This is a genomic window from Agrobacterium sp. RC10-4-1 (assembly GCF_014138475.1).
GTDB lineage: Bacteria > Pseudomonadota > Alphaproteobacteria > Rhizobiales > Rhizobiaceae > Agrobacterium > Agrobacterium pusense.
In genome coordinates, this window is sequence record NZ_JACJIT010000003.1 from 39,938 (window position 1) to 54,224 (window position 14,287).

General features: G+C 60.0%; 12 protein-coding genes. 3 read left to right on the forward strand and 9 right to left on the reverse strand.

Going from position 1 to position 14,287, the window contains the following annotated elements:
* The first annotated feature begins 90 nt into the window (after positions 1–90).
* The 3 genes from purD to FHW77_RS08735 all read left to right on the forward strand — a co-directional run bounded on the left by purD (position 91) and on the right by FHW77_RS08735 (position 4,174).
* A complete protein-coding gene (gene purD, locus FHW77_RS08725; RefSeq protein ID WP_004440132.1) occupies positions 91–1,362 on the forward strand; it encodes a phosphoribosylamine--glycine ligase in 1,272 nt (423 codons plus the stop codon).
* 156 nt (positions 1,363–1,518) lie between these two features.
* Positions 1,519–2,034 carry a plant virulence effector HPE1-like domain-containing protein gene (locus tag FHW77_RS08730; RefSeq protein WP_004440131.1) on the forward strand — a complete coding sequence of 172 codons (516 nt, stop codon included), beginning with the start codon at positions 1,519–1,521 and terminating at the stop codon, positions 2,032–2,034.
* Between the two features lie 316 nt (positions 2,035–2,350).
* Complete coding sequence (locus FHW77_RS08735) at positions 2,351–4,174, forward strand: methyl-accepting chemotaxis protein (protein ID WP_004440129.1); 1,824 nt, start codon at positions 2,351–2,353, stop codon at positions 4,172–4,174.
* Positions 4,175–4,229: 55 nt separating this feature from the next.
* Here FHW77_RS08735 and FHW77_RS08740 read toward each other — a convergent pair whose 3' ends face one another.
* The 9 genes from FHW77_RS08740 to FHW77_RS08780 form a co-directional block, all read right to left on the reverse strand.
* A complete protein-coding gene (locus tag FHW77_RS08740) occupies positions 4,230–4,724 on the reverse strand; it encodes a 2-thiouracil desulfurase family protein (protein WP_004440127.1) in 495 nt (164 codons plus the stop codon).
* Between the two features lie 229 nt (positions 4,725–4,953).
* Positions 4,954–7,107 carry a glycine--tRNA ligase subunit beta gene (glyS, locus tag FHW77_RS08745; protein WP_182590446.1) on the reverse strand — a complete coding sequence of 718 codons (2,154 nt, stop codon included), beginning with the start codon at positions 7,105–7,107 and terminating at the stop codon, positions 4,954–4,956.
* 97 nt (positions 7,108–7,204) lie between these two features.
* Entirely contained in the window at positions 7,205–9,142 is a 1,938-nt protein-coding gene (locus FHW77_RS08750) for a DUF2207 domain-containing protein (protein WP_004440123.1), read from the reverse strand.
* Positions 9,143–9,330: 188 nt separating this feature from the next.
* A complete protein-coding gene (gene aroA / locus FHW77_RS08755) occupies positions 9,331–10,608 on the reverse strand; it encodes a 3-phosphoshikimate 1-carboxyvinyltransferase (protein ID WP_004440121.1) in 1,278 nt (425 codons plus the stop codon).
* A 74-nt stretch (positions 10,609–10,682) separates the two neighbouring features.
* Positions 10,683–11,234, reverse strand: a complete 552-nt coding sequence (locus FHW77_RS08760; RefSeq protein WP_004440119.1) for a LemA family protein — start codon at positions 11,232–11,234, stop codon at positions 10,683–10,685.
* 119 nt (positions 11,235–11,353) lie between these two features.
* Positions 11,354–11,737 carry a hypothetical protein gene (locus FHW77_RS08765; RefSeq protein WP_223215408.1) on the reverse strand — a complete coding sequence of 128 codons (384 nt, stop codon included), beginning with the start codon at positions 11,735–11,737 and terminating at the stop codon, positions 11,354–11,356.
* A gap of 107 nt (positions 11,738–11,844) precedes the next feature.
* Positions 11,845–12,807: a glycine--tRNA ligase subunit alpha gene (locus FHW77_RS08770; RefSeq protein WP_020813609.1), complete on the reverse strand. Its 963-nt coding sequence runs from the start codon at positions 12,805–12,807 to the stop codon at positions 11,845–11,847.
* A gap of 96 nt (positions 12,808–12,903) precedes the next feature.
* Positions 12,904–13,884, reverse strand: a complete 981-nt coding sequence (locus FHW77_RS08775) for an acyltransferase family protein (protein ID WP_004440116.1) — start codon at positions 13,882–13,884, stop codon at positions 12,904–12,906.
* A 204-nt stretch (positions 13,885–14,088) separates the two neighbouring features.
* The gene (locus FHW77_RS08780) at positions 14,089–14,283 is read right to left on the reverse strand and encodes an NfeD family protein (RefSeq protein WP_004440115.1); all 195 of its coding nucleotides are present in this window, start codon (positions 14,281–14,283) and stop codon (positions 14,089–14,091) included.
* Positions 14,284–14,287: the final 4 nt, after the last annotated feature.

The window sequence follows — 14,287 nt, forward strand, 5'->3', positions numbered from 1 at the left end:
AATCGCCACATATTCGTCTTGACCTTTCGCCCCCCTGCCCTTAACGCCCCTGACACAAGGTTACTGGCGAATTTTGCAGGGGTATTGACCATGAAAGTTCTGTTGATCGGTTCCGGCGGACGCGAACATGCGCTGGCGTGGAAAATCGCCCAGTCTCCCCTGCTTGATGCGCTCTACGCCGCCCCCGGCAATCCCGGTATCGCCGACCATGCGACGCTCGTGGAGCTGAACGTGGAAGATCATGCTGCCGTCATCGCCTTTGCGAAAGAAAAGGCAATCGACTTCGTCGTCATCGGCCCGGAAGCACCGCTGGTCGCCGGTCTGGCGGATGACCTGCGTGCCGCCGGCATCGCCACTTTCGGGCCATCGAAAGCGGCAGCGCAGCTGGAGGGTTCCAAGGGTTTCACGAAGGATCTCTGCGCGCGCTACGATATTCCGACCGGCGCTTACCAGCGTTTCAAATCCGCAGAGCCGGCCAAGGACTACGTCCGCGCACAGGGTGCGCCCATCGTCATCAAGGCCGACGGGCTTGCCGCCGGCAAGGGCGTGACCGTGGCCATGACGGAAGCGGAAGCGCTTGCCGCGATTGACGACTGCTTCGACGGCGCTTTCGGCGCGGCCGGCGCCGAAGTGGTGGTGGAGGCCTTCCTCGATGGCGAGGAAGCGAGCTTCTTCTGCCTTTCCGACGGCAAGACCGCGCTGGCGCTCGCAACCGCGCAGGATCACAAGCGCGTCGGTGATGGTGATACCGGTCCGAATACGGGCGGCATGGGTGCCTATTCGCCCGCCCCCGTAATGACCGCGACCATGGTGGAGCGCACCATGAAAGAAATCATCGAGCCGACGATCTCGGGCATGGCGAAAGATGGTAATCCCTTCTCCGGCGTGTTCTTTGCTGGACTGATGATTACCGCCAAGGGCCCGGAACTCATTGAATACAACGTGCGCTTCGGCGATCCAGAATGCCAGGTGCTGATGATGCGCCTGAAAAGTGATCTGCTGCCCATCCTCTACGCCACGGCCACTGGCACACTGGACAGGGTTGACGCGGAATGGCGCGACGAGGCTGCGCTGACCGTCGTCCTGGCTTCCAAGGGTTACCCCGGCGCATACGACAAGAACACGACGATCGCGCATATTCCTGAAGCGAGCGAAGAAGCGAAGGTGTTCCATGCCGGGACTGCGTTGAAGGACGACAGGCTGGTGGCTACGGGTGGCCGCGTGCTGAACGTTACTGCCCTTGGAAAGACCGTGACGGAGGCGCAGGCCCACGCCTATGCGCTGGCGGACAGGGTGGAGTGGGAAAACGGCTTTTGCCGGCGCGATATCGGCTGGCAGGCTGTGGCGCGCGAAAAGGCCTGATTTTTAGATCAAACGGGCCGTCAACGAATATTTCGTTCAATTTTTACCAAGTTTGCTGACCCGATGGAAACGAAACGCCGGTAATACTTGCCCGAACATGGAATGGCGCACTTTGCCCGTATCACGAGGCGGCGCCGTTATTTGGGGGCTTTTTCGATGCGGCGTCTTCTTCTGACAGCGATTGTCGTGCTGACCGGCGGGTCTGCCATGGCGTCTTCCATCGAATATATCAACGGTGTTCATACCACCAATGGCAGCTTCATCCGTCGCGACTGCACGGGTTGCCAGCAGGTCAAGGAGAAAACCGCGGCGCAGGTTTACAGTATTCCCTCCATAAAACCCGGGACCCAGCACACGGAAATGCGGGAAGTGGATGGCAAGCAGACGCTGGTGCGCACGGAAGCATGGCTCGGCGGCGCGCCCGTGACTTTTGTCAGCACCAATCCGGCATGGATGCCGAAGGAAGCGTCTGGCACCGCAATCGCCACCTATGACGACGTGGAGCCAACGGCGCACACGCAGGAAACCGCTGCGACGCCCGCCGGCATAGACATGACGACCACCACTGCGGCTACGAGGGAAATTTCGAGTACCGATGCGGCGGCCTCCTCACGCGCGTCTGCCTTGCCCGCTCCGAGCAACTTCCCGGACTTCCAATTGCGCGGCAACTGACCTGCGGATTGGATGACAAATGTCAAACAATCGCGTCCGCGCTGTATTTTTAAAGGCCGTCAGCAACCATTTGGGGAATTAAAAATCCTCCAGGGGTTATTCCGCCGGCTGGCGTGATAAAGCTTCCACTAATTAAATATATCTTCAAATTTTTGGCTGCTAAGTCATCTCATGGTGCAATGCAGCACAGCATAAGGCCTTGGGCGGATACCGCTCTTCGGGCCTTTCCCGGCGCATCATGCGCTTCTCCCTTTTCCGAAACACCGGCAGCGCGCGGCAAAGCGAGGCGCGCGAGGCCAAACGCTTGTGAGCGCCCATGAAGAACCTTTCCATTTCCCGTCAGTTGATCGTTCTCGTAGTGGCCCTGATGGCCGCCTTCGCCGTGGCAACCTTCTACCAGCTCAAGTCCGCCACCGACGCGATCTATGAGGAACGCTACGGAATGCTGCGGACTCAGGTGCAGTCGGCCATCTCCATCCTGCAATCCTTCCACGACAAGGAAAAGGCCGGCACCCTTTCGCGCGACGAGGCCATGAAGCAGGCTTATGCGACCGTCAGCGCCATACGCTTCACCCCGGATGGCTACCTCTTCGGTTATGATTACGATGTGACGATGAAGTTCCATCCCGATGCCAAGCGCGTCGGCGAGAACTTCAAGGGCAAGCCTGACAGCAAGGGTTTCGCTTATCGTGACGAGCTGGTGCGGCTTGGTCGCAATGGCGGCGGCCAGACGGATTTCTACGGCCCGAAGCCCGGCATGGAAGGCAATGACTACGCCAAGAGCTCCTATGCACTTGCCTTCGAACCCTGGCAGGTGGTGGTCGTGACCGGCGTTTACATCGATGATCTGAACGCACAGGTGCGCGGCGAGGTGATGAAGGCGCTATCCATCGGCGCGTTGATCTTCGTGCTGGCGCTTGCAGCCGCTTTCTATGTCATCCGTGGTATCTCGAAGCCCCTCGGCGATATTCACCGCGCGCTTGGCGAAGTCGCCAATGAAAACGTCTCGCTCGCCATTCCCCATACTGGCCTCACCAACGAAGTGGGCATGATGGCGAAGGCTACTGCCTCGCTTCAGGACAAGGTACGCGAGCGCCATGCCATGCAGCGCCGTGAGGAAGAACAGCAGCAACAGCTCAATGCCGAGCGCCAGAACAACCTCGACATGCAGCGCGACGAAGCAGAATTGCAGGCGCGTGTGGTCGCCACCATCGGCGAGGCGCTGGAAAAGCTGGCCGGCGGCGATCTGACCGTGCGCTGCGGCGACCTCGGCAACCGTTACGCAACGCTGCGCGACAATTTCAACGAGGCCCTGACCCATCTCGATGCCGCCATGGCCAAGGTAAATTCCAAGAGCATCGACATTGGCGGCTCAAAGGAAGAAATCCGCAAGGCCTCCAACGAGCTATCGCAGCGTACCGAACGGCAGGCTGCCAATCTGGAAGAGACCTCCGCAGCACTTGACGAACTGACCGTTGCGGTGCGCCAGACGGCGGAAGGGGCAGCTGACGCCGCCAAGCGTGTCACCACCGTCAGCTCGGAAGCCATGCGCAGCGACCGTGTGGTGGAAGAAGCGATCATGGCGATGAGCGGCATCGAGCAGTCTTCCGACCAGATTTCCAACATCATCGGCGTGATCGACGATATCGCCTTCCAGACCAACCTTCTGGCACTGAATGCCGGCGTCGAAGCTGCTCGCGCGGGTGAGGCTGGCAAGGGCTTTGCCGTGGTAGCGCAGGAAGTGCGCGAACTCGCACAGAAATCCGCGGCTGCCGCCAAAGAGATCAAGGACCAGATCGCCCGCTCTTCCGCCCAGGTGGAAAATGGCGTGCGGCTTGTGGGCGAGGCCGGCGATGCACTGAAGCGTATCTCGGACCAGATCAAATCCGCTAACGAGATCGTCAGCAAGATCGCCCATTCGGCAGCCGAGCAGGATACGACGCTGCGCTCGATCTCCTCATCGCTCAACCAGCTCGACGTCGCCACCCAGCACAATGCGGCCATGGCGGAAGAAACCACGGCTTCGGCGGAAGCGCTTGCCGTGGACACCGAGGAACTGCTGAACCTCATCCGCGGCTTCCGCGTGTCGTCCGGTCACCAGCTTCATGCCATGGCGCATGAGCTGCGCATGGCGGGGTGATACGCCGCAAGACTATCGATGAACAAAGGCGCCGGGGAACTCCGGCGCTTTTCTTTTAACGGGTCAGCACATCCAGCCGGTCGATATCGGCAGGTGAAAAAACGGCAATACCGGCTTTTTCGAGCAGCGCCGCCGTCACCCCATTGCCCGCATGTTTGACGCCAGAAAACGAACCGTCATAGATCGCAACCGATCCACAGGACGGGCTGCCGTCGATCAGAAGCGCGTATGTGCAGGCATTGGCCCTCGCAAAGGCCAGCGCCCTTTCTGCGCCGGCAATGAATTGCGCCGTGACATCGCCGCCGGTCACCTCTAGCACGCGGGCGCGGCCCTCCAGCACATCGAAACCGGAGGCACGATCTTCGATTTCCGCCGGCGGGCGCGGCACGGGCATACCGCCCGCCATCTCCGGACAGATCGCCACCAGCCTGCCTTCGCTGCGCCAGCGGTCGATCGCCGGGTGGAAGAAGGGCTTGCCTCTGCCGTCGTAACGGACAGGTTGGCCGAGGAGGCAGGCGCTGATGAGGATTTTGGAGGTGGGGTGGGTCAATGGGAAGTTATCCTGCGGGAGTTGAGGCTGTGGCTTAACCCCTCTGCCCTGCCGGGCATCTCCCCCTCAAGGGGGGAGATCGGCGAGAGGCATGCTCCCCCTCTTCCCGAAACGTTCAATGTGGTTGAGAGCTCGCCACAGGTCGATCTCCCCCCTTGAGGGGGAGATGTCCGGCAGGACAGAGGGGGGTGAACCGCGCACACTGACATGTACGGCTACCCCAACCCTATCAGCCCGTTATCTTCGAGAAATCCGCAACCGTGCCAGTTGCCTCGCGAATGGCCTTCAGCAACGCCAGACGGTTTGCGCGGATGGCCGCGTCCTCGTCGTTGACGAGCACATCTTCGAAGAATTTATCGACGGGCGCGCGAAGCGTCGAAAGCGCCTGCATGGCAGAGCGGAAATCTTCGCCGGCAACAGCCTTCGCGGCATCGGCAGACGCGGTCTTGATCGCCGCATAAAGCGCCTTTTCGGCATCGAGCTTCAACAACTCTTCCGAAACGCCATCCGCCACCACAGTCCCCTTCTTCTCCTCCGCGGCCAGAAGCTGGGTGGCGCGCTTGGCGCCTGCCAGAAGGTTACGGCCATCCTCACCGGTGATGAAGGCGGTGAGCGCTTCGACACGGCGGGCGATCATCAGCAGGTCGTCGGATTCCGGCGTCAGGACGGCGTCGATCAGATCGTAACGCGCGCCGAGATCGCGGAGATAGACCTTCAGGCGGTCGTGGAAGAAGGAGAGAAGGTCCGGGTCCTTGGCAACACTCAGCAAAGGCAGGCGGACGTTCTTCTCGAGCAGAATACGCACCACACCCAGCGCCGCACGGCGCAGCGCGAAGGGGTCCTTCGAACCGGTCGGCTTTTCATCGATGGCCCAGAAACCGACGAGAGTGTCGAGCTTGTCAGCGAGAGCGACCGTGATCGCCACCTTGTCAGCCGGCAGGCGGTCGGAAGGACCCTGCGGCTTGTAGTGATCTTCGATGGCGGCCGCAACGCTTTCGTTTTCGCCCTGAAGCGCCGCATATTTGCGGCCCATCAGGCCCTGAAGCTCGGGGAATTCGCCGACGGCTTCGGTGCGCAGGTCGGCCTTGGCCAGCACAACGGCGCGGTCCACCAGCGCGGCATCGGCGCCGACGATCGGGGCCAAAGTCTTCGCCAGTTCGCGGATGCGGGATACGCGCTCGCCCTGCGTGCCGAGCTTGGCGTGAAAGGTGACGTTGAGCGCATCGAGCTTCGCCATGCGCTGGTCGAGGGGCTTTTTAAGATCGAGGCTGAATTTTGCAGCCGAGTCCTTCAACGTCTCAAGATCGGGCAGATCACCCTGGTCACGGGTCCAGAAATGGCGGGCATCCGACAGGCGCGCGCGCACGACCTTGCCATTGCCGTGGATGATTTCCTTGCCGCCATCACTCGCTTCGATGTTCGAGACAAGGATGAAGCGGTTGGAAAGGCCCTCTTCCGCACCCTGGTTGCGGGTGACGAAACACTTCTGGTTGGTCTTGATGGTGAGGCGGATGATTTCTGCGGGGATTTGCAGATAGTCCTCTTCGAAAGTGCCCATCAGCACCTGCGGCCATTCGACCAGGCCGGAAACTTCTTCCAGCAGGCCTTCGTCTTCCACAAGGTCGAGGCCGTTGGCGAAAGCGAGGTCCTTGGCGTCGTGCACGATGATGTCCTTGCGGCGCTCGGCATCGAGAATGACCTTCGCCTTTTCGAGGCTTGAGACATAATCCTCGAAACGGCGCACGGTGATCGGACCCGGCGCATGGAAACGATGGCCATAGGTGACGTTGCCGGCAACGATACCATCGATGGCAAACGGGATGACCTGCGTTTCATCGTGTTCGGGGCCGAACAGGCAGACAATGGACTGCAGCGGCCGCACCCAACGCAGGCTTTCCGAACCTTTGCCTTCGATACCGGCATAGCTGGAGCCTTTCGGCATCGAAGCGGGGCCGGAGCGCATGGATTTCGGCCAGGGGAAAGAGCGGATGATGCCGGGCATCACCTCGGCGATGATCTCTTCCGCCGGACGGCCCGGCTTGTTGATGATGGCGATGTAGAAATCACCCTTCTTCGGATCGGAAACAACCTGCGCTTCCGAGATATCGTTGAGGCCTGCGCCACGCAGAAAGCCTTCGATGGCCTTTTCATTGGCATCGGTGCGCGGACCCTTCTTTTCCTCACGCACATCGGCCGAGCGGGCGTTGAGGCCACGAATATCCAGCGTCAGGCGACGCGGTGTCCAATATTCGCGCGCACCTTCATAGGTCAGCCCTCTCTCCACCAACGCATCGGTGACGAGTTTCTTCAGATCGCCCGCCGCCTTGCGCTGCATGCGGGCAGGGATTTCCTCGGAGCGAAGTTCAAGCAGAAGATCGGGCATGGGATAAGGACTTTAATCTGTTGCAAAAGAGTGTCGCGGACTTAGCAAGACCAGCGGCAAAAGTCACCAGCTATCGGTTAAATTACCGCGGCAGGCATCACCAGCCGCCGCCACCGCCACCGCCGCCGCCAGAGCCGGAAAAACCGCCCCCGCCCCCGCCTGAGAAGCTGGAGCCGGAAGAGCTGACAGGCTGCGGAATGGTGGAGGCGATTGTGCTTGCCATAGAGGTTGAGAACCCGCCGATCCTGTCGCCAAAGCTGCCGTAATTGCTGCCCAGGTACCAGCCGGGCGCATAACTTGCCGCGGCGGCACCGGCGGCGGCGGTCGCGAGCCAGGTCTCGAACGTACGGCTCCAGGGCTTTTCGACGCCAAGCGCCACGGCATAGGGCAGCAGCGTTTCGAAATGTTGCGGCGACATGGCCGGCGCGCCCGCCATGTTCATCCGGTCCTTTTCGGCCAGCGTCAGATAGGTCCGCAGGCCTTCGATGCCATCCATCAGCTTGCGACCGAGCGGCGTCGGCGCGCCCATCAGAAACAGGAACAGCGCATTGGTGAGCACGATTCCGCCGATGGCAGCGAGCGCCAGTGACTTGGTGTCATGTGTAACGTCAAGCAGGATTTGCGTGGCGATGCCGCCAATGGCCGAAAAGGCCACGAAACCGGCAAAGGCGAGCATGACGATGCCCCCGATCCGCTTGCGCAGCGGCGCGCCGCGCGAAAACTGCCGGCCGATGCCAATCGAAAGGATGCTGAAAAAGAAAGCAAAAAAGCCAAAGACCAGCACAGCGGCGATGGCGCTCTCATCCAGATCGCCGAAGACCAGCGTCGCAACGATGAGGGCGAGGCTGAGGAAGATACCGAAGACGGTGTAGCCGGCATTGCTGCGGTAATACTTGCCGCGATGTTCTTTCTCTATCGCTGCGCGAAACTGTTTGCCGACCTTCTCGACCTCCGCCCCATGGGCCTTGTCGATGGTTAGCGTCTCCCCCGGCCCACCGATGGAGGAAAGCAGCGTCTTCTGTCCCGTCGGCAGGTTGTCGGCCGTCGCCTTTTGCGTGCGGCGGATGACGATGGCGTTCTTCAGGTCCTCCAGAACCACATAACCTTTTACGGCCAGATCAAGTGCCGAAGCGGAAAGCGCCGTCCATCCTGCGCCGGAAAAACCGCGGTTATCGACGTAATTGACCAGCGCCGGGGAAAGTCCATCCGGCGCGTCCCAGCGCGGCACGACGACGCCTTTTGCCGGATCGCGGCCCACGGCGAACCAGGCTCGCAGATAATAGAGGAGCACGACGAAGAGACCGCCGCCCGAAAGGAGGATGGCGAGATTGTCCCGCAGCCACCACCCCGCCTCCTGCGTGGTGTCAGGAGCCGATATAGCCCCCTTGGGCAGTTTCACCGCAACCGTCATGCCCTCGCCCACCGAAAAGGGGCGAGTGGAGGCGAAGAAAACCTCGTTGCCCTCACTGAGGATGCGGGCGTCCTTGCCTTTTGCGCCAAGCGGACCGGTGAAGACGGCGGTATCCGTCGCCTTGACACCATCAGGCAACGTGATGGTAGCGGAAATCTCGCCCATGGGGAATTGCCAGCCATTGCCGGTGACGTTCCAGGTCAGCTCGTCATAATCGCTGAAATAACGGATCTGCCGGGCGGTGGTGTAGGTGATCTGGAAGATATGTTCGCCGGTCGGCAGAAAACGGTCGGCGCTGCCGGTATAGATGCGGATACCGCCATCGATGGTTTCGGTGCGCCAGTTCTCGGGCGCACCGTCGCGCTCCACCGAAACGACGTTGAAATCCACCTTGGTGCGGCGGTTATTCGCATCCAGCGCGTAAAGCGGGAAATCGCGGAAGATACCGCGCTTGATGTTCTGGCCTTCGGCGCGGGCGGTGATGGTTTCCGTCACCGTCAGCTTTCCCTCTTGCGCAACCTCGATGACGGAATGATACGAACGGATGAACTCTTCCGCGAAAGCCGGGAAGGCCGCGCCCAGGAAGACGAACAGCGCGAGAAGTCTTGCGGCGATGGTCTTCACGGGTGATTTCTCCTTAAGGGAATGGAGCGTTTCCGGTTTCAGAATACAGTCATTGCCGTCATACCGGGCTAGACCCGGTATCCAGCAGCCGCGCGTCTGCGCGGCTTGAAGAGTCTTTCGCGATCAAGGACTTGATCGCACTGGATTCCGGCTCAGGGCCGGAATGACGGAAAACCAATACCGTTCTTCTAATGCTGCGGCTCGGCAGCGGTTTCCTTTTCCGAGTATTCGACTCCCAGCGAGGCGAGCGCCTTCCAGTAACCGGGATAGGTCTTGCCCACGCAGGCCGGATTCTGGATGGCAATGCCGCCGATCTTCAGCGCCGCCAGCGCAAAGCTCATGGCGATACGGTGGTCGGCGAAAGTGTCGATGGAGGCATTCACCGTCTGGCCCGCAAGCGAAGGATCGGAATGCACGATCAAGTCGTCGCCTTCCTCATGCGCCAGACCATCGCGGATTTCGTTGAGGCCGAGTGAGACGGCGCGGATTCGGTCGCACTCCTTGACGCGCAGATTGGCGATGCCGACGAAACGCACCGGCGTTTCGTTAAAGGCGGCGAGAACGGCAATGGTGGGAATGGCATCCTGCATCTGCGAACCGTCGATTTCGGCGGGCAGATGCGGAAATTGCGCCATGACCTCATGGGCCTTGGCATCCGGCTGGGTGAACTTGTCGGCCGGCGTACCGATATCGATGGCGCCGCCGGTCAAAAGCTCAGCGCCCCAGAGATAGGTGGCGGCCGAGGCATCCGGCTCGATATGGAAATCGGTCGCCGTGTAGCCGGTCGGATGCACGCGCCAGATGGCGTTGCTGACCCGCTCCACCTTTGCGCCGAAGGCTTCCATGGCCGATGTGGTGAGATCGATATAGCCCTTCGCGCCGATTTCCTCACCTTTGAGGATGATATCGACAGGCTTGTCGCCGCAGGCGGCGGCCATCAGAAGTGCGGACACATACTGGCTGGAAAGGTTGGCGTCGATCGTGACGCTGCCCTTCGGGAAGCCAGTACCCTTACCGCAGACGGTGACGGGCGGGCAGCCGGTCGGCGCCTCCGCCTCAACGCCGAGGGAGCGCAGGGCTTCCACCAGCGGCATGATCGGGCGTTTGCGCATATGCTCGTCGCCATCGATGATGACGGCGCCATCCACAAGGGCGGCAGCGGCGGTGAGAAAGCGGGTAGCTGTGCCGGCATTGCCGAGGAAAAGCGGCTTTTCCGGCTGATGCAACCCACCTGAACTCTCCACCACGAAGGTGGTCGCGTCAGGCTCGGTTACCTTGACACCCATCTCACGCAGCGCTTCTGCCATGTAAAGCGTATCGTCGCTTTTCAGCGCGCCCGTGAGACGGCTTTTGCCCTTGGCGAGCCCGGCCAGCAGAAGTGCACGGTTGGTAATGGATTTGGAACCGGGCGGCTCCACCTTGCCGGAAAGCGGGTGGCCGGGCGGGGTGATGGTCAGTTCGATCATGATCGTCGTCTTGTCAAAGAATGCGGCGCAAAGCCGGGCTATCGGAATATCGGCGGGAATTTGTGAGCCGGTGCTTAGAACTTCACCGTCGGCACGGCGCGGTCGGCCGGGTTGTCGATCTCGAAATAGGGCGCCTTGGCAAAACCGAACTGCCCCGCCACGAGATTGGACGGGAAGCTCTCCACCTTGACGTTAAGATCGCGGGCAGCGCCATTGTAATAACGGCGCGACATCTGGAGTTCGCTTTCGATGGTTTCGAGCGAGCGCTGCAATTCCAGAAAGTTGGTGTTGGCCTTGAGGTCGGGATAGGCTTCGGCAAGTGCAAAAAGCTTGCCGAGCGCCTGCGACAGCAGCCCTTCCGCCTGGGCGCGGCCTTCAACGTCTCCCGCCGGTACGGCCTGCGCCCGGTTGCGCAGGTTGATCACCTCCTCGAAGGTGCTCTTTTCATGGGCCGCGTAACCCTTCACGGTCTCGATGAGGTTGGGGATGAGATCGGCGCGGCGCTTCAGCTGCACGTCGATGCCCGACCACGCCTCTTCCTTCATCTGCCGCGCCTTGACGAGACCGTTATAGATGAAGACAACATAAAGCGCGATTGCCGCGATGATTGCCAGCGTGATGAACATGAATTGCGATTCCCAGCTTCGTTGCGCGCACGATAACCGCTCATTACCGCAAAGTCATGGGGCTTCGCTCATTCTGTCCGCTTTTGGCGGAACGGACCCGCTGCAGGAAGCAGCGCCCGTTATTTATAAAAGACGGTACAATATAATTTCAGGCCGGATACCTTACGGACAAAAAGAGTATAGGAGGCAAGCCTGTAGCCTCGCTCAGCCCAATATTCCTTGTTTCCCTCCAGATGATTCCAGCCGTCTATGACCCAGTCGAGCATTTTCGTATTGCGCGTGTAGTGCATGCGGACGAGCGCGCTGCCCACATCGAGAGAGCGCTGGCCGCTATCCTTGCACTCCATGCGGGTGACGATCATTCCGAAAGAACGCAGCTTGTCGGCGCGGGCAAAGGCATCGTTGCCGCTCATCCAGTCTGTCGTTTCCGCAGCCGCGCCATTACCGAGAACGCATCCGAGTGTAAGCACATATAGAAAACAGAAATTTCTAATATTATTCACGGTTAAACCCATTGCGCTATTCAGCCATACGAATCCACACAAAATAAAAGGCCGTCAAGAACGGCCTTTCAAATCATCAAAGTTAGACAAGAGCTTACCGCTAAAAATCAAGCGGCCCTATTCCAGTTCAGCCCGCCCGCATCCGTCAGCAGGAAAGCTTCGCCGCAGGCTTTTGCCAGCGTGCGCACGCGCAGGATATAGCTTTGACGTTCCGTCACCGAAATCACGCCGCGCGCATCCAGAAGGTTGAAGACGTGGCTGGCCTTGATGCACTGGTCATAGGCCGGGAACACGCATTTGTGCAGGCGCTGATTATCGTTGTCCCCGGGCGCACCGGCAGCGAGAAGCGCCTGGCACTCCTTTTCGGCGTCGATGAAATGGCGATGCAGCATGGCTGTATCGGCGAATTCGAAGTTGTGGCGGGAATATTCCTGCTCGGCCTGCAGGAAGACGTCGCCATAGGAAATCTTCTCTTCGCCCTCGCGGCCGTTGAAGTTCAGGTCGTAGACATTGTCGACGCCCTGGACATACATGGCGAGGCGTTCCAGACCATAGGTCAGTTCGCCCGCGACCGGCGAGCATTCGATGCCGCAGACCTGCTGGAAGTAGGTGAACTGCGACACTTCCATGCCATCGCACCAGCATTCCCAGCCAAGGCCCCAGGCACCGAGCGTCGGGCTTTCCCAGTCGTCTTCGACGAAGCGCACGTCATGCAGCAGAGGGTCGAGGCCGATTGCCTTCAGCGAACCGAGATAGAGTTCCTGCAGGTTTGAAGGGTTTGGCTTCAGGATGACCTGATACTGGTAATAATGCTGCAGACGGTTGGGGTTTTCCCCGTAACGGCCGTCCGACGGGCGGCGCGAGGGCTGCACATAAGCGGCCTTCCACGGCTTCGGCCCAAGTGCGCGCAGCGTCGTGGCCGGATGGAACGTACCCGCGCCCACTTCCATATCGTAAGGCTGCAGCACCGCGCAGCCCTTGTCGGCCCAGTAATTATGCAGCGTCAGGATCAGCGCCTGAAAGGAACGCTTCGGGTTCATATGGTCGGGAACATCGGTCATTGCAGTCATCGCGGCGTTAGGAGGACAAGTAAGCATTGACTTACTTCGGATGCGGACTGGTGCCACGGCGTGGCCTGAGGGTCAAGGTTTTATGCGAAGCGGCGATCAGCCCACGGCCTCGGCACGTTGACCACCGATGCCACGGTCTGCGAATTTCCTGAGAAGCCTGATCACCGGTTTTTCAAACAGGAGATGTGCTGCAACCGAGACAGCCAATGCCGCAAAAACAACCACGATCCCCGCCGCAGGGCCCGGCGCTATGATCTTGTAGACCACGGAAATAACCAGCCCGTGCAGGAGATAAAGCGCATAGGAGGCGTCCCCGATGATTTCAAAGGGCTTCAGCCACGCGATGGGCCAGCCACCCGCTCTTTCGATCCACACACAGCCCACCACCAGCAGAAAGGCTGGCACGCCCCAGCTCGCGATGCGCAGAAGGCCGGATTGCTCACCGATACCGGCCGCGAAAGCGAAGCCGACAAAAGAAAGCACCAGGGCCGCAGCGCCGCTGCGCACGCCCGCAAAGGCAATCTGCGACAGGACAAGACCGGCGAGGAATTCCAGCAGCAGCGGCGAGGCCCAGATCTGCATGAAGGGAGACTGCCAGTCCGCCAGTTGCCCCAGGCAGACCATGCCCGTCAGGACAATGATCGTCACGGAAATGGGCGCGCGCAGTGCAAGACCCAACGCAAAAACGAGATAAAAGAACATCTCCATATTCAACGTCCAGCCCACCATCACGAGAGGAGTGACCTGGCCCGAAGCATCCGCATAAGGGATGAACAGCAAAGATTTCCAGAGATGGTCCATGGTAAAGGTGAATGTGGAAAACACGCCTGCCAGCGCGCCAAGGCACATGAGCAATGTAACGGCCCAGTAGAGCGGCACGATACGGAAAAGCCGATGACGCAGGAATTTGGTGGGTGTCGCCTTATCGCCGACCATGCCCATCACAAATCCCGATATTACGAAAAACACATCCACCCCGGCGGCGCCTATCGTCAGAGGAGCCCCGACAATGTGAAAAAACATGACGGAAAGCGCGGCAACCGCCCGCAAAAACTGAATGGAATGAACTTTTTGCAAAACTACCCCGTCCGGCTGCGCAATGCGAGACTTCAGCCGGCTTAGGCCGAAGCAAAGCAGATCACCCTAAAATTTGTGGATCACTAATCGCACAATCGGGACGAAAATACTCCGCGAATTTCAGGGCTGTCCCGAAAAGCTGATTTTTGGGTTAACCCCAATCCTTCAGGACTGGCAAACGAGATTGTCCGGGATGACTGCGCCTTATGCCTCATCCTCACGCTTCACGCGGTACTCTCCCGTCTCGGGATCCTTGATCAGCGTGCCGATCGCTCCGGTCTCGCGTTCCTTCTCGCGCTGTTTCGATTTTGCCGAGAGCTTTTCCGCATCGCGAACGAAGCGGCGGTAGAGGATGATGGCCCCCACCACCAGAAGAATGATTGTAATAAGCTGCGCCATAAGG

Coding starts and splice junctions, on each gene's coding strand:
- purD (WP_004440132.1), top strand. CDS start 91: ATGAAAGTTCTGTTGATCGGTTCCGGCGGACGCGAACATGCGCTGGCG.
- FHW77_RS08730 (WP_004440131.1), top strand. CDS start 1,519: ATGCGGCGTCTTCTTCTGACAGCGATTGTCGTGCTGACCGGCGGGTCT.
- FHW77_RS08735 (WP_004440129.1), top strand. CDS start 2,351: ATGAAGAACCTTTCCATTTCCCGTCAGTTGATCGTTCTCGTAGTGGCC.
- glyS (WP_182590446.1), bottom strand. CDS start 7,107: ATGCCCGATCTTCTGCTTGAACTTCGCTCCGAGGAAATCCCTGCCCGC.
- aroA (WP_004440121.1), bottom strand. CDS start 10,608: ATGATCGAACTGACCATCACCCCGCCCGGCCACCCGCTTTCCGGCAAG.
- FHW77_RS08760 (WP_004440119.1), bottom strand. CDS start 11,234: ATGTTCATCACGCTGGCAATCATCGCGGCAATCGCGCTTTATGTTGTC.
- FHW77_RS08770 (WP_020813609.1), bottom strand. CDS start 12,807: ATGACTGCAATGACCGATGTTCCCGACCATATGAACCCGAAGCGTTCC.
- FHW77_RS08780 (WP_004440115.1), bottom strand. CDS start 14,283: ATGGCGCAGCTTATTACAATCATTCTTCTGGTGGTGGGGGCCATCATC.